This is a genomic window from Rhodopirellula sp. SH410 (assembly GCF_055811895.1).
The window spans coordinates 6,142,000-6,164,915 of the sequence record NZ_CM147949.1 but is presented as its reverse complement, the minus strand read 5'-3'; the positions used below and the strand labels follow the sequence as shown (position 1 = coordinate 6,164,915).

Sequence of the window (22,916 nt, the reverse complement as noted above, 5' to 3'; positions counted from 1 at the left end):
GATCGACGGAGCGATCCGCGACGGTCATCGCCAAGCCCGTGAACGGTTCCCCGAAAAGTGCGGCGTCGCGAGCACGGCACTGATTGCTCGCGAATTCGTCAGATCTGTCGGTGAAACCGGTTGTGCGTGTCAGGGAACCGATTCGCTCTCTGCCGCTTGAAGTCAATGGATCGGCCAGGATCGGTCGACGCAACAGAGGACGGCGATGCAACGGATTGCATTGTTCACGCTCAGCCGCAACGTCCCCATCGATCTCGCTGGCTCACCGCCGACAGGTTTATTGGGAGACGCCCGCGGCACGTCGAATAGGGAATTGGTGAGATTCAATGGATTGGTTGATAGGCTCCCGACTCAAATCATGGATTGGTCTGTGGGTGGCGATGGGGATGGTCGGCGCGGCGGGATGTCGATCAACCGTCACGATCACCGATACGTCCGAGACTGCTTCTGCGCAACTGCTGCTCACCAGCGCGGTCGATGCGGTCGTTTGCTCTTTCGATTTCTCGCCGCTCGCCGGTCGGCTGTGCTACCTTGAAACGCGAGGACTCGGAGGCTCCGGCAAAGAATACGTTGCGTACCGAATCCGTGAGGCAATGGGCGGTTGCGGGGTTCGTTTAGCGGATTCCAGGGAGGCGGCCGATGTCGTGGTCGAGGCGGGGATGGCGGTCTATGGGACGGATTCCTACAAGAGCACCCTCGGCGTGGCCGAGGCGATTCAGCTTCCCGATGTCACCCTGTGCGTCCGCTATACCCAGTTCGGCGTTTCGAAACTCTCCCTGTTCGCTGTCGAACGTGAATCCGGAACCATCATTTGGAACTCCGGGAGTATGCGTGCCGATTCGCGTCAAGACGTTCGAAATGCGTTCGGTACCGGCCCCCGCTTCAGTGGCACCATTGACCATCCTGCCCATCGCGTGCACAACACCGAGGGGGGAGTTTTCGCGACCGGCGCGTCATGGCTGGGGCTGGATTGACGGCGAAACGCGAGGTTCTAGGAATCATCGCTAGCATGGGCTGGGCAACACGCGAACGCGTTGCCTCGATGGGGCTGATTGGCCGGCAATAGCAAGTCGCCGGGCAACCTCTCTTCATCTCATTCAGGGTGTTGATTCGTGTTCATTGATGTGCTCCGTCACGTTGGGTGACACGTGGTGCCTCGGACGGAAACCAGCCCTGCGTCCGCAAGCAAAACTTGACCAGCAGGAGCATCAGCGGCACTTCAATCAGAACGCCAACCACGGTTGCCAACGCGGCTCCTGAGGACAATCCGAAAAGCATCGTTGCCGTTGCGATCGCAACCTCGAAATGGTTCGACGCTCCGATCATTGCCGTGGGAGCAGCGGTCTCATAGGTGAACCCAAACAGTTTGGATGCCGCGTAACCCAACGCGAAAATCATGACGGTCTGAATCGTCAACGGGATTGCGATCCATAGAATGGTCAACGGGTTCGCGACGATCGTTTCGCCTTTAAACGAGAACAGCAGTACCAGCGTCGCTAGCAATGCCGTGATCGTGACCGGCGTTAAGAAGTGAAGAAACTTTTCGCGAAACCATTCTTCGCCTTTCGTGGCGATCAACCAGCGACGGGAGAGGTATCCGGCGGCCAGAGGCAAGGCAACGTAAACGACAATGGAGAGCATCAACGCTTGCCAGGGAACCGGCAGCTGCCCGACACCGAGCAGTAAACCGCCTAACACGCCATACAGCACCAGCATCGTTAGGGAATTGATGGCCACCATGACCAACGTATGTCCATCGTTTCCATTGGACAGATGTCCCCATACCAGAACCATTGCCGTGCACGGAGCGATGCCGAGCAAAATACAACCCGCCAAGTAGCTTCGCCATAAGGGAACTTGTAACATCTTGACCCCATCGACCAAGACCACTTCTCCCGCACCGTAGGTTGCACCGACTTCGAGGTTGCTTCCCAGTGGAGCCTTGACGAGATCTACCGCATCCGGCCCGATGAAGCCGAGAAACAACGTGCCGAGAAAGAAGGTCGCGATCGCGTACATCGTGAACGGCTTGATGAGCCAATTGATGATCAGCGTCAACGCGACCGGACGTACCGCTTTGCTGGCGCGAACAACCTCGCCAAAGTCGATCTTGACCATGATCGGATACATCATGAAGAACAGACAAATGGCGATCGGAATCGAAATCACTGGCGCGTCGTTGACGTAGATCGCCATCGCGTCGAGCGACTTCGCGAATCCCGGTGCGACTTTCCCCAACGCAATCCCCGTGACGATACACAGGCCAACCCAAATCGTCAGATAGCGTTCAAAGAAGCTCATCTGTTTCGGTTCGTCGACGCGACAGCTCGCTTCGTTACTCATTTTCAAATTCCCGTTTCGGTGGTTGCGAATGCGATCATGTGGGAGTCCTGTTCTGTATTTCCGGTGGCCGCTGGGTGAGCAACTGACTGCAAACGAAAGGCGGCACCTGTCGCTGAGCGAAGTTTGGCAAACTTCCGTGTTCCGTTCGCGAAACAAAGCACACTCTCATAATCGTCTATCGACGAATAACGATAGTTCGCTTTAAAAAAATGCGAGCAGCGGTCCGCGGCCAGGTCGCTGAGTCGCTCCCGATTGGTCCGACGGCTTGCCGTAACCAACCTTCGGACCGGCGACTTGTCCTGCAATCAAACTCGCCGTGCGGTGTTTTACCCAAGGACTCCTCTATCGTTCATCTACGATAGACGGTGGCTGTTCCCGCGTCAATCGCATGGCACTGGGCTCGCATCGGTGGGGAAAGAGGCGACGGGTTGGAGTCCCTTCGCTGCCCTGCAAGGCGGAACGGGCGGAAGGCTCAAGCTCCTGCCTGATCACGAATCAATCGTGCCACGGCCTATTCTTCCGCTAACAGGATCAAATTGGTAGTGGGAGTGTAATTGTGGCGCAAAATTCGCCGAGAAATGGACTTCAGGCCGAGGACACGGGACTCGATATCGATTAAAAACTCGTATCGGAGCGTTCGACCACAAAATTTGACAGAAACTTTCCGTTCGATCCTTACTCAACAAGTGTATCCGTGAGCCGGTCGCTCACCGATCAACGCATCGGGACAAAGGGCATTCATGCTGAAAATGGAATCAACCTCCAAGGAGACTGCTCCGCAGCCTCACGAAAGTCATTTTTACCACAATTTGGTTCCCGCCTATCAAGCCGTTTGGCCTGCGGTAGCCAAGCGTGGCATCCAGACCAATCTGGCGGCCCTGGACATCCCACAGGGAACCAAAATTCTCGAAGTCGGTGTGGGGACGGGGTTGTCTCTCGAGTCCTATCCGCTCCACGCGGACGTGCTCGGCGTCGATCTATCCGAATCGATGCTGGCCGAGGCCGAGGTGCTGATCGAGAAGAATCGGTGGAACCACATCCAGGTGCGGCCGATGAACGCGGAAGAGCTGACGTTTGACGACGCCAGTTTTGATCTGGTCACGTCTTTTCACACCATCAGCGTGGTCTCTCGGCCCGACAAAATGATGCGAGAGCTCGTTCGCGTTTGCAGACCCGGCGGCCGGATTCTGGTCATCAATCACTTCCGCAGCGGAAACCCCCTGATCGCTCGCGTCGTCGATTCGGCGGGCGGAATCACCCGCCGGTTGGGTTGGCGCACCGACTTGGAAGTCAACAAGCTGCTGAGCGAATTGCCCATCGAAGTCGAGAGCTGCCACAAAAATAACCCGCTGTCACTATTCCGCGTGCTCGTCGCCAAGCGGGTTTGAGCGTTCGGGGTTCGTCATTTCGGCTTTAGTCATTCAGGCCGAATGCATCTCGCAGTTCGCTGATCACGTTTTCGGGCATCACTGAAAGTGCCCCGATGGCTCGAGATTGGACGAGCGCCTCGGCCGTCGATTCAAAGACTTCCAGGCGGTCGAACGTTGCCAAAATGTTCGCTCCTGTGATCAGCACGCCATCGTTCTCGAGCACCGCGGTCGGCGAGGACGCGGAGATATGATCGGCGATCGAGCCGTCGCGACGGTACTGGATTCCGTAGGGGACCCGGCCGACATCTCGCAAGAACACGTAGCTCTCTGGGATCGTTTTCGAGTCGAAGGTCGCGTCGGTGACACTGAACGCAGTCGCTGCGACGGGGTGGGCGAAGGCAATCGCATGGACGCTCGGATGTTTCCGATAAATCGCCTGGTGAGCCAATACCGCGCGACTGGCCTTCTTGCCCGCTTCGCGCGCCGCACCCTGGACGTAGACCAAATCGCCGGCCGCCAGCGTTTCTCGATCACGCTGCGTTGGCGTGATCACAAAGGAATCATCTCCCACCCGGGCCGAAAAACTGCCCTCGGTACTGATCAACAACCCTTGTCGACACCCCCGGCGAACGAACTCACGCAGCGTGCGGCGAAGTTCGAGCTCTTCCGAAGACGGCTGATGGTTGTCGAGTGAATCGAGATGGACGCTGCGATCGTGAGCCCGTTTCAATTGGGATTCGTCGAGGTAGTTGATCTTGCCGATCTGGCCAGCGTGGATCAGGGTCTTGGCGCAGAACTCGAATGCTTCAAAACGCTCGAATGCCTGCGACAACGATTCGCCACCCACCACCACCCCGTGGTTTTCCAGGATGACGCTATCGCAGCCCGCTACAAACTGCTTGGCGATCGATTCCCCGAGTCGCTCGCTGCCCGGTAGGGCGTAGGGTGCGAATCCGGTCGTGCCGCAAACCGCATTGGCTTGATGGAAGATTCTTGTGTCTGGCGTCCGGCCACAGATACTGAAGGCGACCAGGGCGACTGGATGGGCGTGTACGATCGCGCCGATGTCGGGGCGAACGTCGTAGATCGCCTTGTGGAATGGGTACTCCGAGGACGGCGGATGTTTCCCGTCGAGGGAACCGTCCGCCCGCACGCACACGATGTCTTCACGTTTCAAACGCCCCTTGTCCACGCGTGCAGGCGTGATCCAAATGTCCCCGTTGGTATCTCGGATCGACAGATTGCCCCCCGACGTCGTCGTCATCCGCGAGCGGTAGATTCGCTGCATCGTGGCGATGATTTTATCGCGAGGATGCGTCCACTGGTCTCGTTGGTCTGGTGCTGAGGCTTGCATGATCGATTTCTCGCCGAGCGACTGTTGAAAGAAAAGAAAGGAGGTCCGCCGTTACTCTAACGCATAGATCGAGATGGATTCGATTCTCATGCCTTGTGATTTCGAGCCGCTATCCGCAGTCGTAAACGGATCGAATCGCAGTTGCCCAACCGCTCCCGGTTCGTTGAGATTGAACAGGTACGAATTGGTTTGTTCGCTTGCCTTGATCGATCGCGAAGTCATCTGGCCCCCATTGAAACCGCCTTGAGGCGACGCCCAAAAGAGCTCGACGGCATTGTCGCTGAGCGGTTGTGCTTTCAACTCGATGACCATCTTACCCGAGACGGGCCGATCGAACTTGACCGACAGCTGAGGGTCGTCGCCGGTCGCTTTGACCGTTGTCACGCCAGCTTGGTTCGTGATCGCAACGCGGTGGCGACTGCCCCACTGTTTCAGCACCGCCGGATCACCGAAATCCCATTGGATCAATCGCGTCGCATCGCTCAGATCGATTTCGTCTGGGTTGAGCGAGTGGTCCTGGGGCTCGGATGTCTCCAATGCCGTATCCGCAGTGCCGATATCGCTCGGGGCCGCGAACACATAGGTGCCCGAACGGATCGACAAGACGACGTGGCCAGCTTCGGATCTCAGCACCGAAACATGTTCGGCGTCCGAGAGAGGGTGACCGCTTTCGGTCACCTGCGCCGCATCGGCCGTGGGGATAAAGACCTGGGCGGTCGTGTTGGCCGGAATGGTGACGGACAAACGAAATTCACCGTCTTCCAGTTGCCAATCGCTAACGATTTTGCCTCGAATCGAATCGTATGTCGCGCGGACCTGATGGATCGCCTGCCGCATCGCATTGCTGTTGGGCTGCGGGGGTTGAGGATGGATGATGATCTTTTGGTAGCCGGGACCGTCCGAGACAATTCCCGCGAGCGTGCGGAACATCCATTCGCAGACGGCACCGAACGCATAATGCGAGAATGAATTCATCGCGGCGTTGTGGCGGCCGAAGGCGTCCTCTTTCGTGTAGCTGTCCCAGCGTTCCCAGATCGTCGTCGCACCGTTGGCGATCTCATAACCCCATGACGGAAAATCGCGGGATTGCAACAGGAACACGGCCAGGTTGTTCTGCCCCGATGCGGACAGCACGGGCAGTAGCGGGCGCGTGCCCAGGAATCCAGTCGACATGCGGTTGCCGTTCTCCGCGATCATGCGGGCGAGGAAGCGGCCGGTGGACGCGCGTTTTTCAGCTGGGATCAGATCCGCAAACAATGCAAGCGCCTGAGCCGATTGCGTCCTGACGTTCACGTGTCCGTTGGCATCGACGTACTTCTTATTGAACGCCGCACGGGTTCGCTCGAACTGTTGGCGATAGGCGATGGCCTCCGCATCGTGACCGATCGCCGCCGCCATCTCCGACATCATCTTTGCTGAGATGGCGAGGTACACGGTGTCAACGTACTCAAGCGGTGTTTGGGCACCTTGCGCCAACCAGTCGCCCCAATGGTTCCCATGAGAAATGCCCAGGTCATCCTGGCTGGTTTCTGTCCGCCAGTGCATGAACCGCGTCATGGGTTCCCAGCACGTTTCGATCACGCGGGTGTCGCCGTAGGCTTGCCAGATCGTCCAGGGGCAGATCACGCCGGCATCAGCCCATGCCGTACCAAAATCCCATCCATGTTGAAACGGAAAAGGCGCGTAACCAGGGAATGCACCGCTGGGACGCTGGGATTCCATCAGCTCACGCAACCATTTGGTATAGAACGCGCCGATGTCTGCATTGTAAGCGGCCGTGCCCACATAGGCCTGAGCGTCTCCGGTCCAGCCCATCCGTTCATCGCGTTGGGGGCAGTCCGTCGGCAGGTCGAGAAAGTTCGCACGCTGCGTCCACAGGACGTTTTGGAACAGACGATTGACCATGGGGTCATTGCACTCAAACTCGCTCGTCATGGGCGTGTCGCTGTGCATGACCAAGCCGGTTACCGCCTCGGTGGTCGGTTCGCCGGGGAAGTTCTCCACCTCGACAAACTGGAAACCATGGAATGTGAAGCGGGGCTGGAAAATCTCACCGTTCTCGTCGCCGCGGCAGACGTAGAAATCCGTGGCTCTTGCCTTGCGAAGGTTCTCCGTCATCAGGCTGCCATCGGGATGCAACATTTCACCGTATCGAATGCGGATTTGGTGCCCGGCTGGGCCCTTCACTTTCAATCGGATCACACCGGCGAAATTTTGGCCGAGATCAAAGAGGGCTGTCCCCGGTTTCAGTATCGTCACGGACTGTGTCGGCAGCTCCTCGGTGATGCGAACCGGCACGCCCGGGAAGGCCTCGAGTTTCGGACGGTGAAATCCGAGTGAACGAGGTTCGCCAGGCTTGGTAATACCTTGATTTGGACGCTTGGGATTACGGAATTGATAGAACGTCGCGACGGTGTCGCCGTTCTCCTCAGCCAGGATCGCCGACTGCCAATTCGAGTCATCAAACGCGGGCGATGCCCAGCCCTTGATCTCACGGGAGGCGTCGTAGAATTCTCCCATCAACAAATCCGCTTCACGGACCGGACCCTCACCAGTCACCTTCCAAGATGGATCGGTACCAATGGTTTCACGGGAGCCATCGTCGTACTCGATCTCGAGCTGCGCCATCAACGCCGGTGTTTTGCCGTAGTTGGATCGATCGCACTTCTCCGTCCCCATCCCCGTCAGCAGCCCAAAGCCGACATAACCACTGTACCACCCGTCAGCGACCCAAGCCCCGATCGCATTGTCGCCGCTCGAAACCATGTCCGTGACATCGTACGTGTTGTAATAAGCACGTTGGCGATAGTCCGTCCAACCCGGAGCAAAGTATGCGTCGCCGACGCGTTTGCCGTTGAGATGCAATTCGTAGATGCCAAGGGCCGTCGCGTATACCGTCGCCCGCCGAATCGTTTTCGGCGCCGTGAACTCTTTCCGGTACTGTCGCGCCGGCGGCAGCAGCAAGGTCGATGGATCCGTTTGGATCTCGGACTCGTCACGATAACTGATATAACTCGCCGACCAATCGCTCTCGTCGAGCAGTCCCATCGACCAGAACGCGACATCACTCCACTGCGAAGGGTTGCCTTGCGCGTCCCACGTTTTGACTTTCCAGAAACATGTTTGCTGCGACTCGAGTGGCTCACCGGCGTCGACAATATGCAGGGTTTCGTCCGAGTCGACTTTGCCGCTATCCCATCGATCCGCATTCCCAGCGTCCAGTTTCTCACGCGTTGAGGCAACGAGAATTTGATAGGCCGTCTGGGCCTGACCGCGTTGTTCCGATTCAACCTGCCAGCTCAACCGAGGTTGGTTTTCGTCGATCCCATGAGGTGCCTCTCGGTACTCGCAGCGCAGGTGCACGGCGGACAGTTCACCTGCGGAAATCGTCGACGTGGCGAGCATCAGAATGAGGACGAGCAGTCGGGTCATGGTGGGGGGGCAGTGGAGGTGGCAGCAGGAGGGGTATCGCAACGCTGGTCGACTAAATCTCGACCTGATCCGCGTCGACCGGTATCTCACGGCCAATCCAAAACGGCGTGGTCGCGAACCACAGAATCGTCCCGACCAGGGCGATTGAGACCACTGCAGCGTGAGAGATATTGCCGGTGAAATAAAGAAGACTCGGCACGATCACGAGCGCCAACGCGAATAACGAGGCGAGTTTGAGGGGTAGTCGCATTTAGGAATTGAGAGTGAAGGTGGCTTGGGAGCATGGTCCCGAGCGGGCGGGGGCGGGGGAGAATTGCGGATGAGAGGCGGCGGACGGGACAATGGTCCCATCCTACGTGGGTTGGTCTTTCTGGAGGGCTTTGCTGAGGGCTAGATAGATCACGCCCGAGGCGATCCAACAGGGGATCACCGCGTAGGCGGCGAACAGTTTGTCGGGGAACCACTCGGTTGGCACCATGATCAGATACAGGCCGATCACGACGGGTAATAGCCAGGCGACCAGCACAGCAACGTTGATCGCGGTGCCCTGCTCCAGTGCATATTCATCGCGCATGCCAAAGCGTTTCATGAAGTAGAAATCCACGAAAATAATCGCGCCCATGGGTCCGAGTACCGTGCCATAAGTACCGACGAAATCGAGCAGTTTCGCGGACAGGTTGGGAAACGCACCCGCCGCGGTGGCGACCGCTCCGGCGACCAGCGTCATCACCACACGAGGACTCTTGGGAACAACCCCCTGGAATGCCAGTCCGGCGCGATAGATTGTCGGGTTCGCCGTTGTCCAACCCGCGATGATCACGCAAACGATGCCAGTCCATCCGAGTGCCCCCCAAGCCAACGCACCTGGGTTGGCCGTGGCGTCTTGCGACAATTTGATTTGCGCCGCCAGCAATAACGCGGCGGCAATCCAAGCCATGTAGTGGCCCAAGAACATGCCGATCGCCGGTGCCCAGCCGGATGAGGGGCTCCGCGCAAATCGGAAGATAGACAGGTCGGCCATGCCAAAGTGCATCGCACCATTGCACAGCCAGGCAAAGACGACGATCTGCCAAAATCCAAACTGCTTTTTGCCTTCAGTGGCCTGCACGAAATTAATCGCATCCTGCCAGAATTTCCCCTCGCTCAACGCCGCGATGCTGTTGGCGTCCACCTGCACGAGCGAGACGATCCCGCACGCGGCAAAGATCGCGATCATCCAAGGGGCCGCAATGTTGGCGACTTGAGCGACGATCTTGTAACCGGCCGCAGCGATGACCGCCATCACGACGCCCACCGCGATCACGATCACGGTGAAATCAGGACTGCCCAGACCGAAGGTGGACTCCGGGACCTCGTAGAGCGTGCCAAATGGAATCCCGACAGCACTCGCCGATACCGTCACCATCGCGCCGGCCAGGAAACAAAAGAGGACTCCGTTGACAACGTTGTAAAACTTGACCAAACCGCCCCCGGCGATCCGCTCGAGCTGATAGTACAACGTCATCCGTTTCGCGATGGCAATCGGCGTCACCAGATAACGCCACGTTAAGACCGCGAGGAAATTACCGAGCAGCAGCCCGAGCAGCAGATCCTGCAGACTGGCGCCTGCTGCCAAGAACAAGGGGCCGATCATGAACTCGGTACCCGCAGCATGCTCGCCCGCGTACATGCCCCAAAACTTTCCCGCCCCCAGCAGTGCGGATTTCGGTACAGGCTCTCGTTCGAACTCGCCACCGCTCGAGGCAGTCGGTTCAGAGGAATTCGCGTCGCTCAAGGGAAATTTTCAAAAAGGAATGAGAGAGAGGGGGCAGAAGACTAAGAGTTCAAAGAGAAGGGAGCGAAGTTCTTGTTCGGAATTCTGAACCCTCCGTTTTTCGCTTTGCGTCCTTCAGCGTTTCGCGAGTACGTCAGCTTCGTACTGGCGAACGGCGGTCAGCCAATCGCGACCGACGGGGACGCCCGATGTTTCGCAGTAGTGATCCCAAATGGCACCGAAGGGCATCGTTTTCTGTTCTTCCATCAACGCCAAGCGGGCTGTGAAATCACCTTCAAGCTCAAATCGCTGGAGTTCCCTGGTGGGCTCGAGCAACGCCATCAACAGCGCCTTGAGGGTGTTCCGAGTGCCGATCGCCCAAGCGGCAATCCGGTTGATGCTCGCGTCGAAGAAATCCAAGCCGATATGGACGCGATCGAGGTGCTGACCACGAACGATTTCCTGCATGATCGCTTGCAGTTCGTCCGTCATCGTCACGACATGATCGCTGTCCCAACGCACCCCGCGACTGACGTGCAGCAGCAATTCAGGAACGTAGATCAACATCGAGGAAATCTTGTCCGAGATGACTTCGGTGGGATGGAAATGCCCCGCATCGAGACACAGGACTTTGTGGCGTGTGATCGCGTATCCCATGTAGAACTCGTGCGATCCAACCACATAGCTCTCCGACCCGATCCCAAACAGTTTGCATTCGACGGCGTCGAGCATCCGCGAAGGGTCGATCGATTCGGCGAACAGTTTATCGAGCGAATCGGCCAGTCGTAGTCGAGGTGCCATCCGGTCCGCTGGTGTGTCTTTCAATCCATCGGGAACCCAGACATTGTTGATGCACGGATTGCCCTGGGCATCACCCATCGCGGCCGCGATCCGGCGACAAGCGATCCCGTGATCAATCCAAAACTGGCGGATGCCTGCGTCGGGGTGCGCCAGTGTGAAGCCATCGGCGGCCTTGGGATGAGAGAAATAGCTCGGATTGAAATCGAGCGAGACGCTTTGCTCACGCGCCCAATCGATCCAACCTTGAAAATGCTCGATACCGATTTCGTCGCGATCGACGGGGCCGTCGAACTCGCCGTACATCGCATGCAAATTCAACCGCTGACGGCCTGGGATCAGCGAATAGGCCATCTCCAGGTCACTGCGAAGTTCCTCCGCCGTGCTGGCGCGACCGGGGTAATTTCCGGTGACCGCCAAACCGCTGCCCAATTCCTGGCCGCTGTTTTCAAAGCCTGCGACATCGTCGCCTTGCCAACAGTGCATGGAAATTGCGGTTTTGGCGAGCGTTTTCAGAGCGGCGTCCACGTCGACACCGATGCTTTCGTATCGCTCGTTCGCCAGTGAAAACGCGGTGTCGAGACTCGAAGAACTGCTCATGGCTCTGTGGGGATGCGGGTGCCTGGATGAATAGACCTGCAATGTTAAGCTTTTCCCCGCTGTTGGCCACTCCTCTACGGAAATGTTTCCCTACCTAAGATTTTTCATGGCAGCGAGGAGCTTCTGCCGGTCTGAATTGAGACACACTCCGCTCTCACGACAGCCGGAGCCGACGGGCGACATTACTACGCCCGGGGGTGGAACTCGCGGTGGACGCGTTGCAAGCGGCTGTGCTCGACGTGCGTGTAGATTTGGGTCGTCTGGATGCTCGCGTGACCAAGCATCTCCTGGACCTGTCGCAAATCGGCGCCGCCGGCCAAGAGGTGTGTGGCGAAGCTGTGCCGCAGCGAGTGGGGACTGATTTCCGAGAGAATCCCTGCTCGCTGGGAGTACCGCTTGACCAGTCGCCAGAGCTGGATGCGGTCGAGCGGTCGGCCGCTGCGAGACAGGAACACCTCATCGCAGAGCGAAGGGGCCCGCGCCGCGAGAATCCCGCGAGCCTGCGACAAATACAATTCAATGGCAGTGATCGCCCGCCCGCCGATCGGCACCATCCGCTGCTTGTCGCCCTTGCCGTGGCAGCGTAAATGCTTCTCGGGCAGCGACAGGTCTCGCACCCGCAGCGAGCACACCTCCGAGGCGCGACAGCCCGTGGCGTAGAGCACTTCGAGCAGTGCCCGGTCCCGCTCCCAAAACGAATCGCTCTTTTTGACCGCAGTGAGAAATGCTTCCACCTCCGACGGTGACATCACGCCCGGCATCCGCTGCCAAGCCTTCTGGGTGGCGATCAGCTCAGCCGGATTCTCACTGGCGAGGCCCTCGAGCTGCAGATATTTGTAAAACATCCGTACCGCAACGATGTTTCGCGATATCGAAGCCGGTGCCAGATCGCGATCGTGAAGAAACCCGACAAAATCGGACAACTCCGTGACGCTCACTGCGGCGGGGTTGCGACCGCTGAGCCACGCGACAAACTGCTTCATGTCGCGGGTGTATGCCTCGACCGTGTTTTTAGCTAGGTGACATTCGCGTTTGAGATAGGTCAGGAAATCAGCACAAATCGAATCGCTCGCAGGCGCTTTCTTCGGGGCCGAGCCGCCGTTTTGGAGCTGCTGCAGCTTGGTCATTCGTTTCGCCATGAGTGGTCTCTCCTGGGTGGATTCGCTATTCTCTGCTACTTCTTATCGACCCAGCTTTCGTTTGGAATGAAGTAGATGAACGTATTGGTAGTAGGTGGCGCCGGATATATCGGCTCGCATGCGGTCGCGCGGCTGATCGCCGCAGATCACAAAGTCGTCATATTGGACAACCTTTCCCGCGGCCATGCCGCTGCGGTGCCTACCGAGATGCTGGTTCGCGGTGACCTGAACGATACGGATTTCGTCGAAAAAACGCTGCGTGACAATGCTATCGACGTCGTCATGCACTTTGCGGCCTTCGCTGAGGTCGGGGAATCGGTCAAAGACCCCGCCTCCTACTATCAGAACAACGTGGTCGCTGCCCTCTCCTTGCTCGAAGCAATGCGGCGGGCCGACGTCAAAAAGATTGTCTTCAGCAGCACGACGGCTACCTACGGCCAACCCGACAAGGTGCCAATCGCCGAAACGACCCTGCAAAATCCAATCAATCCCTACGGATTCACCAAACTTGTGATCGAGCGAGCACTCGCCGATTATGCCCACGCCTATGGATTTGCCTACGCAGCCCTGCGCTATTTCAATGCCGCTGGAGCCCACCCAGATGGTCACATTGGTGAACACCATGACCCCGAATCCCACCTGATCCCGATCGTCCTGCAGGTTGCCCTCGGCCAGCGTGAGAGTATTACGATTTTCGGTGATGATTACCCTACGCCCGATGGGACGTGCATCCGTGATTACATTCACGTCGAAGATCTGGCCGATGCCCATTTGCGAGCCATGGATCGTCTCGAGCCCGGCAAGGGGATTTGTGTCAATCTTGGTACCGGCAACGGGATCAGCGTCCGCGAAATCGTTGATGCCTGCCGCGAAGTGACCGGCCACGAAATCCCCGTTGTGATGGGCGAACGACGCCCCGGTGATCCCGCCGAATTGGTCGCCGACGCAACACTGGCAGGCGACGTGCTGGGCTGGAAAGCCAAATACACCGACGTCAAAGAAGTCGTCGAGACCGCCTGGCGATGGCACCAAGCCCATCCTCACGGATACAATTCGTAGACGACCGGCCCCCCCGCCCGTAGCTGAAGTCGGCCGACGACGGACAACACGACTGCGTTCCAGTCTCCCGCCGGAGGGATCACCGCACGTCCTCCCGCTCTCACTCGTCTGCGTTGTGAAACGAACGATTCAATCCGCGGGGCGGCGGACTTTCTAGCTCAATCTCCCTTTTGTCAGCTCTCACAACTCATGTCGCGACGCCAATCAGCCTCCACCGATAAGTCCGATCCACCCTGGTATGCCGACGGATTGCGTTTTGAATGCACCCAATGCGGTGCCTGTTGCAGCGGCGAACCGGGCTATGTGTTCATCAATGAGGCGGAAACCGCCGCGATGGCGAAGGAACTCCAGCAGAGCGTCGCCGAGTTCGAGATGAAATTCACCCGGCGGGTGGGAAAAGAATCCAGCCTGATTGAACGCCCCGATGGCGACTGTGTTTTCTTGGATCCGAAGTCGCGGCATTGCCTGGTCTATAAGGCTCGCCCGATCCAATGCCGGACGTGGCCCTTTTGGGACAGTACGCTGGAATCACCCGCAGATTGGCAAGCAACGTGCGACGTTTGCCCTGGCGCAGGGAGTGGTCAATTGTACACATTTGACCAGATCGAGATCCGCCGTCGAGAGAAATCCGTCTGATCCCGGGCGACGCAAAGTCGGCAACATCAAATTATTCTCAGTTTGATTGGACTTTGACGATTGTGCCGGTCGATACCCATAGTGCGGGTCATTGTGGCGCGGCGTCTGCCGCCTCGGTAACGGGGCCAACGACGAGCAGTTAGTGGGCGAAATTCATGTTTCGCCTGACTTTCTGCAGCCACGCCGCTTGACACTCGCACGCTCACGTCCATACAGTGACGACTCCTAAGTCGAGCAGCTTTAATGGTTTGCGTCAACACGACGCCGACCTCGCTGTGCACCTGAACGAGTTAACTGGATGGGAGTGCCAGCGGAGTGACCAAGAAAGAAATTGTACGTGTCATTTCCGAAGAACTCGGTTTGACGCAACAGCAGACCAAAGAGGTGGTGCAGCGGACTTTCGACTCGATTGTCGAGATGTTGGTCCGGGAGGGACGAATCGAACTGCGGAACTTTGGCGTCTTTGAAGTGAAACTTCGGGCCGCACGCAGTGCAAGGAATCCCAAAACCAGCCAAAAGGTTCATGTTCCTGAGAAATACGTCGTCAGTTTCAAACCCGGCAAGGTGATGGAACAGCGCGTACAGGATCTGAGCGAGCAGCCCGGACGTCCGGCGTGGCTCGATTCGGATTATGAACCTCGCGGCAAACCGCCTCAGAAACCGACCGCCGACGCAACCGAGCATTCCGCTCGATCCACGCACAGCCAAAATTCGAAATCAGCTCGCGAAGCTGACCGTCCGATTCGCCCGACCGGCGAGTGGGGGTGATTCAAATTCGCGAGTCCATGTTGTTCACGGAGGAACTTCCCATGAAACTTGCGACCACGGCGATCGACGCCAACCCAGCGGCCGAAACGACTGGCCGGGCGAAGCGAAGTCCCGCGGCATCGCTGCGAGCGCTCGCCACCCGATTGATCCTGGGCATCGCCTTGATGATGGCGATTACTACCTCGGTCGGCTGTTTTCTCCCCATCTACTCCGCCCGTCCGGAACGCCGTGTCCAGCAGTTGTTGTACACCTCGGAAAACCTGCGTGCGATGGTCGACGAGTGGGAGCGATTCTGGCAGCTCGATGCACCGAGCCACCTGACTCCCATCCGGACTCACGGCGGTGTGCTCTAACTGAGCGTCCGCCGCGGAACGAAGCACCCGCACCCAAGTTCTCGAGCCAGACGTCGTTGCACAGCGTGCCCCTCGGGCCGCGATCCCAACGGTGGAAGCGCGGGGCGATACCCATGCGGGGGAAACGAAGAAGTTTCGCAGGGGTGCTTTGGGAACGGCGCCGCGCTGAAGATCTGAATCGAGTCTCCGACCGACTCGGCTACTCAGCTTCACCATCGGAACTGCTATCACCGTCGTGCCGACCGCCATCAGCACCAGCATGCTGGAGACGGAGTCGGGGATGGCGCCGAGATCGCGTTCCATATTGATCGCGCCAGGCCCATCCATGCGCGTGTCTTCATCTGCACCGCCACTGCAGCCGCCTCACGCCAGGAATCTCCTGCCAGTCGCGTCGCCCGTCCGCAATCCAGCCGTTTGCCCACACAGGCAACGACGAAGATCACGCCGCAGGGTGATCCAATGCGACATTCTCTCCGCGATGTGACCGACACGCCCCCACGACGAACGCTCCAAATACGCGGGAAGCACGCCCATTCAATGGGTGATGATCGCAAGTGGCGACCACGACCGCGATCGCTCACAGGGCTGGCGAGCGGTTCGGGAAGCCAACCGGCCAAGATTTCGCCCACCACGGTCGGTTGTCCCGGCCAGCGAAAAATCCAGCCACCCGCGAGGTTGGCAATGATGCTTGGCCGGTATTGAGGATGCCGACCGATGGAACCCGCAGCGCCAGTACATAGGATTCGAGATTTGCCATTGGGAATCGCTACTCGCGAAATCTATTTCCAGATCAGAGCCACGTTATAGGCGGCAAAGCCCACCAATAAGAGGACTCCTTCGGTGCGTGAGATGCGACTTCCCGAGAAGAAAATGGGCAGACACGCCGCGGCGACCAGGACCATGATCGGAATGTCAAAGCGAATCGCCTCGAGACTGACGGGGATCCCCGCTGGCGAAATGATGCCCGTCAATCCGAGCACGCAGGCAAGATTGAAAATGTTGCTGCCGACAACATTCCCGACGGCGATATCACGTTCGCCACGTACGCTCGCCACCAACGACGTCACGACTTCGGGTAGCGATGTGCCCGCCGCGACAACGGTCAGCCCAATCACCAGTTCGCTGACACCGAACCAGGTCGCCACCGCAACGGCACCACTGACCAACCACTTCGACCCCAGACCCAAGCAAACCAGGCCGGCGGCGATCAGGGCGAATTGCAACGGCAAACGAACCGGCTTTTGATCGTTGCCACCGTACTCTGCCGCGAACTCCTGCTGGACCGCCTGGGAGTCACGCCGCGCCGTTCGCAAGCAGATCACGAGGTAGATGATCAGCACTGAAAACAAGATCATCCCGTCGATTCGACTGATCACTCCATCGCGAGCGAGTCCCCACGTCAAGCAGGACAGGGCAACCATCAACGGGACATCGAACCGGATCAATTGACTCGAAACCACCAATGGCGTCACGAGCGCCGAGATGCCGAGGATCAACAGCACGTTGAAAATGTTGCTGCCGACAACGTTGCCGACCGCGACGTCCGAAGCTCCGGAAAACGCCGCTTGTAAACTGACGCCAAGCTCCGGGGCGCTGGTTCCAAAGGCAACCACGGTCAGCCCAATGACCAGCGGCGGGATGCGAAACGCCGCCGCCACAGCCGACGCTCCTCGCACGAGCAGTTCGCCGCCGACAATGAGTGCGACCAGCCCTGATAGAATCAACAAACCCGAAAAAAGATGCTCGTTCATACCGCAGATTTCGCAGCGCCACGATTTCGGATTGATCAGCACCAACCACAGCGAAACCGCATTAACAGAACAAGATTGCCGACGGCAGGAAATTGTCAATGTGGCATTTTCCAAAACGCGTGAGATCCACGTTAAAGTATCACTCATCCTTCCAACAGCACTGCCCCCATCGAGCTGGTCCATTGAACTCATTTTCCTTCTTGGCGACTCACGACGCTGCTCCGCTAAGTCCTGACGCCGGCAGTATCCGGCTCGGGGCGATCGACATGATCACCGCCATCACGTATCTGATCGGTATCGTCGCGATCGGCTTGTTCGCAGCCTGGCGTCATAAAAAGAAGCAGGGCGCTGCGGAGGAGTATTTTCTCGCCGGAAAGAGTCTCGGCTGGCTCAGTATCGGGCTGGCTCTGTTCGCGACCAACATCTCGACGCTGCACTTGGTCAGCTTCGCACAGAACGGTTTCGACACCGGGCTGCTCAACGGGAACTTCGAATGGATGGCGGGGTTCACCCTCGTTCTCCTGGGACTGTTCTTTGCCCCGTTCTACATCCGGTCATCGATCGCGACGCTGCCTGATTTTCTCGAGCGACGGTACAACCGGATCTGCCGCGACGTGCTGGCCTTGATTTCCATTGTGTCCGCAGTCGTGATTCACATCGCCTTTGCACTGCTCACCGGCGGCATCATCCTGCAGGAGCTGCTCGGCGTGTCGATGATGCTCAGCATCGTCGTGCTATGCGTGTTAACGGGTGTCTATACGATTGTCGGTGGACTGCTTGCCGTGGTCGTGACGGAGTGCATTCAGACGGTCGTGCTGTTGGCTGGAGCAGCATTGATCACCGGGCTCGCTTTTTACCAGCTCGGCGGCCCGCCTGAATCTCCCGGTGGCTGGGACGGATGGCAGCACCTCACCACGGTGCTCGAGCGTGATGGTGAAATGCAAAAACTGTCCATGCTGCGGCCGCACGGCGATCCCGACAACATGCCCTGGTACGCGATCCTGCTCGGCTATCCCGTGCTCGGTATCTGGTACTGGTGCGCCGACCAAACGATCGTCCAACGCGTGCTCGGTGCCAAGGATGAACTCAACGCCCGACAAGGTCCTATCTTCGCAGGCGTGCTGAAAATTTTGCCGGTGTTCTTGTTTGTCTTTCCGGGGCTGTTGGCCTACGCCCTTTACCAGGACGGACGTTTGGATCTGTCGATGATCACGGTCGACGGAGAGGTTAAGAGCAAGGGCATCTATGCGAGCATGATCACGGAGCTGTTGCCGATTGGGCTGCGCGGCGTTTTAGTCGCGGCGTTGATGGCGGCGCTGATGAGTACGGTGTCAGGGGCGCTCAATTCAATCTCGACGCTCGTGAGCTATGATTTGATCAAGCGGTTTCGGCCGACGGTTGATGATGCGTCGTTGGTTCGATTCGGTCGAATCTCAGCCACCGTCGCACTCGTGTTTGCGGTCGCGCTGGTGCCGGCGCTGAACATGTTTGAGAGCATTTTCAATGGCATGGCGACGATCATTTCACACATCGCACCACCGATCAGTGCCGTACTCGTGCTCGGCGTGTTTTGGCGGGGCTCGAGTTCACGCGCTGCCGCGACCACACTGATCGCCGGCTCGCTGCTCGGCATCGGCGTGTTTACCAACAACACAGTGTGGCCCGAGAGTGAATTGAATCAGCTGCCAGGCGGATTCATGATGATGGCGTTCAATCTGTTTGTGGTCTGCTGCGTGATGCAAGTCACCCTCAGTTTCGTGTGGCCCGATCCATCACGTGTGAGCGCCGATGTCCCTCGTTCGGGTGACCAGCTTCGCGGCGCCGATCTGGCCTGGGAAACACCTTTGGCTGCCTTGAAAATCCCCGCCCCGAGTCGCTGGTCCGACCCCCGCTTGCTATCGGTAGGACTCGTGATCGTGATGGCGGGCCTGTACTGGGTGTTTCGTTGACAATCCACCGTTGCGATGCCGAATTATCACGCAAGGTATCCACCCCGTGCACCCCAATCTCAGTTAGAATTGGGCCGTTCCTTTATCCTCATGTCCTACCGGAGTCTTTGATGCGATCGTGTTTCTCTGCCTTGCTCTTTTCCTGCCTCGGCTTGCTTTGCTCCATCTCCTGCATGGCCCAGTCCTCACTGCCATCGACCACGGTCAAACTTTGGGAGGAGGGGATTCCTGGTGTGGATCTGAACGCAGACGGCGACGTTCCTGAGCTGATCATTCACCAAGTGGAGTCGGACCAGCCGACCGCGGGCGTCGTGATTCTACCGGGTGGGGGCTATGGCCATCACGCGATCGGGCATGAGGGACATGCATTCGCAGAATGGTTTGATTCCATGGGGATCTCGTCCGCGATCTGCACCTATCGGATGCGTGGCAAGGGAAACGAGGGCAAAGGCTATGCTCACCCAGCACCGATGATCGATGCCCAACGCGCGATCCAGACGCTCCGAAGCCGTGCCCAAGAACTCAATTTGGATCCGAATCGCATTGGGGTGATCGGGTTTTCCGCCGGCGGCCACTTGGCCTCGACGGTCTCGACCCAGTTCGCCGCAGCTGATCCGGACGCCGCCGATCCCGTGTTGCGAGTCTCCTCGCGACCCGACTTCAGTATCCTGTGCTACCCGGTGATTGCCTTGGGCAAGCCTTTCACCCATCGTGGCAGCCAGCATAATTTGCTCGGCAAGGATGCAGATGCGGAGTTGGTCGAATCACTATCGAATGAGACTCGTGTGACCAAAGACACTCCACCAACGTTCTTGTTTCATACCGCCACCGATACAGCGGTCCCCGTTCAAAACAGTTTGGTTTACTACGAAGCCTGTGTTAAGCACGGTGTCGATGTCGAAATGCATCTGTTCAACGACGGACGCCATGGGCTCGGCCTGGCCGCCTCCGTACCGGGTGCCTCGCAGTGGCCTGGGCTGTGCCAGCAATGGTTGATCCGCCACTCGATGGCGGTTGCAGAATAAGGAAACGCATCGATCCCGTTCTTTTCCATCCTCGTCGCCTACAAGGCATTGTCCATGAATCACCCGAAACACGCCGAAACCGATCACCCCGTCCACGACTTGATCGCCCGCCGGTGGAGTCCCTATGCGTTCGCTGACCAGAGCGTCTCCGAGGGCGATCTGCGGTCAATGTTTGAGGCTGCTCGTTGGGCAGCATCGTCTTACAACGAACAGCCCTGGAGCTATCTGGTGGCGCGGCGCGAGGATGCGGCCGAGTTCGAGCGGTTGCTGTCGTGCCTGGTCGACGGCAACCAAGGGTGGGCGAAGAGTGTTCCGGTGCTGGCGATCGGTTGTATCAGCTTGAAGTTTTCTCGGAATGGTCAACCCAACGCCGCGGCTGAACACGACCTGGGTCTCGCGAGCGCCAATTTGACGTTCGAAGCGACATCGCGAGGTTTGGTCGTGCACCAAATGATCGGAATTGTGCCCGAGCGTGTCCGGAGCCTGTACGGACTTCCGGACGAAGTCGAGGCTAAAACGGGACTCGCGATCGGTTATGCGGCACCCGTCGATTCGATGCCGAAGCAACTTCAGGATCGTGACCTGTCGCCCCGCAAGCGGAAGCCCTTGCGGGAGTTCGTTTTCGGCAACAAGTGGGGCGAGCCGCTCGACCTCGTGTAGCCACCCGCCCTGATCTCGTACGTTTACCTGCACGGCGTGGTCGCTCGGGCGGCCCCGGCTCGATACAACCAACTTGCAATCGGTTGAAACCCCGCGGTCTCAGTCGGGTACAATGTCCTCGTGATGGCCGCATGGCTCAGGCCGATGACGGCTTTGGATGGAATGTCTACCCAACCAATGGCATTCCTCGGTATGACTTAGCGACCGCGACTGAATCACCCGAGTCGCTACGTTCGCCAGAACGTGGATTCCACCGTCTGGCGACGGTGGCGACATTTGATTCGACGCGTTTTATTGGCTCGCTGTCGCTTCGCGTCTCATCACAGAGAACCAACACGAATTCATGGGTATCCACAGCATTGCTTCGCCCGCCGGTCGCGATCGGTTCGGGTGTCGAGTCCTTTTCAGCCTGCACGCAGTCCATTTGCGGCGGGCAGTTCAACGATTGGGAAACAATGCGGATGCTCTTCGACGTAACGCCCCGAGGTGAGCGACATGATTGATCGACGAAAATTTCTGCAATGTTCGGCGATGGGGATGGGCGGAACCGCCATCGGCGGGCCGTTACTCGACCAGGCTCGGGGCGACGACCAGACTCGGGGCGACGAAGTGAACGGGACGCCCGCCGGTGGAGGCAATGCGGGTATCAGTGTCCTATTGCCACGCAATCGCGTACCGCTGTCATTCGTGATTGACGATTCCACTTGCCTGGTCAACATGGGTCATTTCTGTACTCCGCAATTCGCCGAGGCGTTCCCCAATCGGGACGAGTACAAGAAACCGTGGCGCCAGTGGCCACGCGAGATCCCGGATGACTTTGTCCGCGAGTTCGGCGAATGGTGTGCGGAGCGGGGCGTCAAAGGCAAGTACAGCATTGTGCCCAATCCAGCTTGTGTTGGCTGGCTCGATCGCGAGCTCCCCGGCTGGTCACGCAGCGAACTTCAGAACAGTCTAAAACTGGTCCGCGACTTGATGGTTCCCAATTGGGACATCCATCCGGAAATGATCACGCACACGCGAGTGATCGATCTGAAGACGGGACGCCCCTTTGAGAAAATCAACGCGCAGACGATGGAGAATTCGTACCCGCAGGAAAAGACGAGCGTGGACGAGTTAGCGGCGTACATCGCCTATGCACTGCGAATCCTCGAGCGATGCGATTTGCCTTGCGAAGGCGTCACGACCCCGGGCGGGTTCGGCAATCTGGTCAAGAGCGAGCTCTCGCTGGCCATCGACCAGGCTGTGCGCGATGTCTACCACGTCGAATTGCCACACTATTTCAAGTACGTCCGGAGTGGTGACGAAAGTACCACCCCGGTCCTCGAGCATCTGCGAGGCGAGGGCACCGACGATGTTCGCGTGATCGCCAACGTGCCCGCCGGTACAGGGGACTGGTTCGGGGGCTGGCAGGGAGACGGGCTCTCAGAGCCAGATCGCTATGCCAATGTGGACGCGACCAGTGGGCGGATGGTCGAGTTGATAGAGCGCCGCCAGCCCGCGGTGATGCTTTGCCATTGGCCCGGTATCTACAGCAACGGAACGAAAGAAGGCTTTCACGCGTTTCAGCGAATCGTCAACTCACTGTCCGACCGGTTCAGCGAGCAAACGATGTGGATGAAGCTCAGCGAGATCGGACGCTATTGGACGGCAAAAGAATTAACCACGATCACACGTGCAGGCAATCTGGTCCATCTAGAGGCACCCTTTGGCACACCGAACTTCACGCTGAAGATTCCACGGGCAGGCGGCGCCGTGCATTGCCGTGGCGAACTCCGTGAAGTCGCGACGGCTGCGAGCCTCGAAGCAGGAACCTGGACCAGCGATGGTCCCGACGTCATCGTCTGTATCGATATGCCCAAGGGCACATCGACCCTGGAACACTCTGTCTGACATCGAAAGACCGCGAGATCATCGCAGCCGACCAAT

Annotated in this window: 20 protein-coding genes; 11 read left to right on the top strand and 9 right to left on the bottom strand. The window is 58.4% G+C overall.

Annotation, left to right across the window (positions count from 1 at the left end; translation table 11 throughout):
* The first annotated feature begins 326 nt into the window (after positions 1–326).
* Positions 327–974: a DUF6655 family protein gene (locus SH410x_RS22715; RefSeq protein ID WP_473671003.1), complete on the top strand. Its 648-nt coding sequence runs from the start codon at positions 327–329 to the stop codon at positions 972–974.
* Positions 975–1,116: 142 nt separating this feature from the next.
* On the opposite strand, the gene arsB is transcribed toward SH410x_RS22715, so the two are convergent.
* The gene (gene arsB / locus SH410x_RS22710; RefSeq protein ID WP_473671001.1) at positions 1,117–2,343 is read right to left on the bottom strand and encodes an ACR3 family arsenite efflux transporter; all 1,227 of its coding nucleotides are present in this window, start codon (positions 2,341–2,343) and stop codon (positions 1,117–1,119) included.
* Between the two features lie 740 nt (positions 2,344–3,083).
* Between arsB and SH410x_RS22705 the strand changes: the two genes are divergently transcribed.
* Positions 3,084–3,731 (top strand): class I SAM-dependent methyltransferase, encoded by a 648-nt coding sequence (locus SH410x_RS22705; protein WP_473670999.1) that lies wholly within the window; start codon positions 3,084–3,086, stop codon positions 3,729–3,731.
* A gap of 25 nt (positions 3,732–3,756) precedes the next feature.
* Here the strand turns inward: SH410x_RS22705 and SH410x_RS22700 are convergent, their stop codons facing one another.
* The 6 genes from SH410x_RS22700 to xerD form a co-directional block, all read right to left on the bottom strand.
* Entirely contained in the window at positions 3,757–5,067 is a 1,311-nt protein-coding gene (locus SH410x_RS22700; protein ID WP_473670997.1) for a class II aldolase/adducin family protein, read from the bottom strand.
* 51 nt (positions 5,068–5,118) lie between these two features.
* Positions 5,119–8,499: a family 78 glycoside hydrolase catalytic domain gene (locus SH410x_RS22695; protein ID WP_473670995.1), complete on the bottom strand. Its 3,381-nt coding sequence runs from the start codon at positions 8,497–8,499 to the stop codon at positions 5,119–5,121.
* Positions 8,500–8,551: 52 nt separating this feature from the next.
* Positions 8,552–8,749, bottom strand: a complete 198-nt coding sequence (locus SH410x_RS22690) for a hypothetical protein (protein WP_473670993.1) — start codon at positions 8,747–8,749, stop codon at positions 8,552–8,554.
* A gap of 102 nt (positions 8,750–8,851) precedes the next feature.
* Entirely contained in the window at positions 8,852–10,273 is a 1,422-nt protein-coding gene (locus SH410x_RS22685; RefSeq protein WP_473670992.1) for a purine-cytosine permease family protein, read from the bottom strand.
* Positions 10,274–10,387: 114 nt separating this feature from the next.
* Positions 10,388–11,650, bottom strand: a complete 1,263-nt coding sequence (locus tag SH410x_RS22680; protein WP_473670990.1) for an L-rhamnose isomerase — start codon at positions 11,648–11,650, stop codon at positions 10,388–10,390.
* Between the two features lie 185 nt (positions 11,651–11,835).
* Positions 11,836–12,789: a site-specific tyrosine recombinase XerD gene (gene xerD, locus SH410x_RS22675; protein WP_473670988.1), complete on the bottom strand. Its 954-nt coding sequence runs from the start codon at positions 12,787–12,789 to the stop codon at positions 11,836–11,838.
* A 75-nt stretch (positions 12,790–12,864) separates the two neighbouring features.
* Between xerD and galE the strand changes: the two genes are divergently transcribed.
* From galE to SH410x_RS22655, 4 genes are all read left to right on the top strand, one after another.
* Positions 12,865–13,848 (top strand): UDP-glucose 4-epimerase GalE, encoded by a 984-nt coding sequence (gene galE, locus SH410x_RS22670; RefSeq protein ID WP_473670986.1) that lies wholly within the window; start codon positions 12,865–12,867, stop codon positions 13,846–13,848.
* Between the two features lie 189 nt (positions 13,849–14,037).
* Positions 14,038–14,484: a YkgJ family cysteine cluster protein gene (locus SH410x_RS22665; protein WP_473670984.1), complete on the top strand. Its 447-nt coding sequence runs from the start codon at positions 14,038–14,040 to the stop codon at positions 14,482–14,484.
* Between the two features lie 315 nt (positions 14,485–14,799).
* Positions 14,800–15,252, top strand: a complete 453-nt coding sequence (locus SH410x_RS22660; protein WP_473670982.1) for an HU family DNA-binding protein — start codon at positions 14,800–14,802, stop codon at positions 15,250–15,252.
* Between the two features lie 41 nt (positions 15,253–15,293).
* Positions 15,294–15,605, top strand: a complete 312-nt coding sequence (locus tag SH410x_RS22655) for a hypothetical protein (protein ID WP_473670980.1) — start codon at positions 15,294–15,296, stop codon at positions 15,603–15,605.
* A 577-nt stretch (positions 15,606–16,182) separates the two neighbouring features.
* Here the strand turns inward: SH410x_RS22655 and SH410x_RS22650 are convergent.
* Together SH410x_RS22650 and SH410x_RS22645 are read right to left on the bottom strand one after the other, a co-directional pair.
* Positions 16,183–16,362 (bottom strand): hypothetical protein, encoded by a 180-nt coding sequence (locus SH410x_RS22650; RefSeq protein ID WP_473670978.1) that lies wholly within the window; start codon positions 16,360–16,362, stop codon positions 16,183–16,185.
* Positions 16,363–16,384: 22 nt separating this feature from the next.
* Positions 16,385–17,356 carry a calcium/sodium antiporter gene (locus SH410x_RS22645; RefSeq protein WP_473670976.1) on the bottom strand — a complete coding sequence of 324 codons (972 nt, stop codon included), beginning with the start codon at positions 17,354–17,356 and terminating at the stop codon, positions 16,385–16,387.
* A 182-nt stretch (positions 17,357–17,538) separates the two neighbouring features.
* Here SH410x_RS22645 and SH410x_RS22640 point away from each other — a divergent pair, with 182 nt between their 5' ends.
* From SH410x_RS22640 to SH410x_RS22620, 5 genes are all read left to right on the top strand, one after another.
* Entirely contained in the window at positions 17,539–19,305 is a 1,767-nt protein-coding gene (locus SH410x_RS22640) for a sodium:solute symporter (protein ID WP_473670974.1), read from the top strand.
* A 173-nt stretch (positions 19,306–19,478) separates the two neighbouring features.
* Positions 19,479–20,330 (top strand): alpha/beta hydrolase, encoded by an 852-nt coding sequence (locus SH410x_RS22635; protein ID WP_473670972.1) that lies wholly within the window; start codon positions 19,479–19,481, stop codon positions 20,328–20,330.
* A gap of 54 nt (positions 20,331–20,384) precedes the next feature.
* Entirely contained in the window at positions 20,385–20,990 is a 606-nt protein-coding gene (locus SH410x_RS22630; RefSeq protein ID WP_473670970.1) for a nitroreductase family protein, read from the top strand.
* Between the two features lie 131 nt (positions 20,991–21,121).
* Complete coding sequence (locus SH410x_RS22625; RefSeq protein WP_473670968.1) at positions 21,122–21,493, top strand: hypothetical protein; 372 nt, start codon at positions 21,122–21,124, stop codon at positions 21,491–21,493.
* Positions 21,486–22,880 carry a hypothetical protein gene (locus SH410x_RS22620; RefSeq protein WP_473670967.1) on the top strand — a complete coding sequence of 465 codons (1,395 nt, stop codon included), beginning with the start codon at positions 21,486–21,488 and terminating at the stop codon, positions 22,878–22,880. The genes SH410x_RS22625 and SH410x_RS22620 overlap by 8 nt, the downstream gene beginning before the upstream one ends.
* Positions 22,881–22,916: the final 36 nt, after the last annotated feature.

Bases quoted from the DNA above. Each gene is read 5' to 3' on its own strand.
- SH410x_RS22620 (WP_473670967.1), top strand. From the start codon at position 21,486: ATGATTGATCGACGAAAATTTCTGCAATGTTCGGCGATGGGGATGGGC.
- SH410x_RS22655 (WP_473670980.1), top strand. From the start codon at position 15,294: ATGAAACTTGCGACCACGGCGATCGACGCCAACCCAGCGGCCGAAACG.
- xerD (WP_473670988.1), bottom strand. From the start codon at position 12,789: ATGGCGAAACGAATGACCAAGCTGCAGCAGCTCCAAAACGGCGGCTCG.
- SH410x_RS22700 (WP_473670997.1), bottom strand. From the start codon at position 5,067: ATGCAAGCCTCAGCACCAGACCAACGAGACCAGTGGACGCATCCTCGC.
- arsB (WP_473671001.1), bottom strand. From the start codon at position 2,343: ATGAGTAACGAAGCGAGCTGTCGCGTCGACGAACCGAAACAGATGAGC.
- SH410x_RS22635 (WP_473670972.1), top strand. From the start codon at position 19,479: ATGGCCCAGTCCTCACTGCCATCGACCACGGTCAAACTTTGGGAGGAG.
- SH410x_RS22705 (WP_473670999.1), top strand. From the start codon at position 3,084: ATGCTGAAAATGGAATCAACCTCCAAGGAGACTGCTCCGCAGCCTCAC.
- galE (WP_473670986.1), top strand. From the start codon at position 12,865: ATGAACGTATTGGTAGTAGGTGGCGCCGGATATATCGGCTCGCATGCG.
- SH410x_RS22645 (WP_473670976.1), bottom strand. From the start codon at position 17,356: ATGAACGAGCATCTTTTTTCGGGTTTGTTGATTCTATCAGGGCTGGTC.
- SH410x_RS22625 (WP_473670968.1), top strand. From the start codon at position 21,122: ATGGCTCAGGCCGATGACGGCTTTGGATGGAATGTCTACCCAACCAAT.
- SH410x_RS22690 (WP_473670993.1), bottom strand. From the start codon at position 8,749: ATGCGACTACCCCTCAAACTCGCCTCGTTATTCGCGTTGGCGCTCGTG.
- SH410x_RS22650 (WP_473670978.1), bottom strand. From the start codon at position 16,362: ATGGCAAATCTCGAATCCTATGTACTGGCGCTGCGGGTTCCATCGGTC.
- SH410x_RS22715 (WP_473671003.1), top strand. From the start codon at position 327: ATGGATTGGTTGATAGGCTCCCGACTCAAATCATGGATTGGTCTGTGG.
- SH410x_RS22680 (WP_473670990.1), bottom strand. From the start codon at position 11,650: ATGAGCAGTTCTTCGAGTCTCGACACCGCGTTTTCACTGGCGAACGAG.
- SH410x_RS22630 (WP_473670970.1), top strand. From the start codon at position 20,385: ATGAATCACCCGAAACACGCCGAAACCGATCACCCCGTCCACGACTTG.
- SH410x_RS22665 (WP_473670984.1), top strand. From the start codon at position 14,038: ATGTCGCGACGCCAATCAGCCTCCACCGATAAGTCCGATCCACCCTGG.
- SH410x_RS22695 (WP_473670995.1), bottom strand. From the start codon at position 8,499: ATGACCCGACTGCTCGTCCTCATTCTGATGCTCGCCACGTCGACGATT.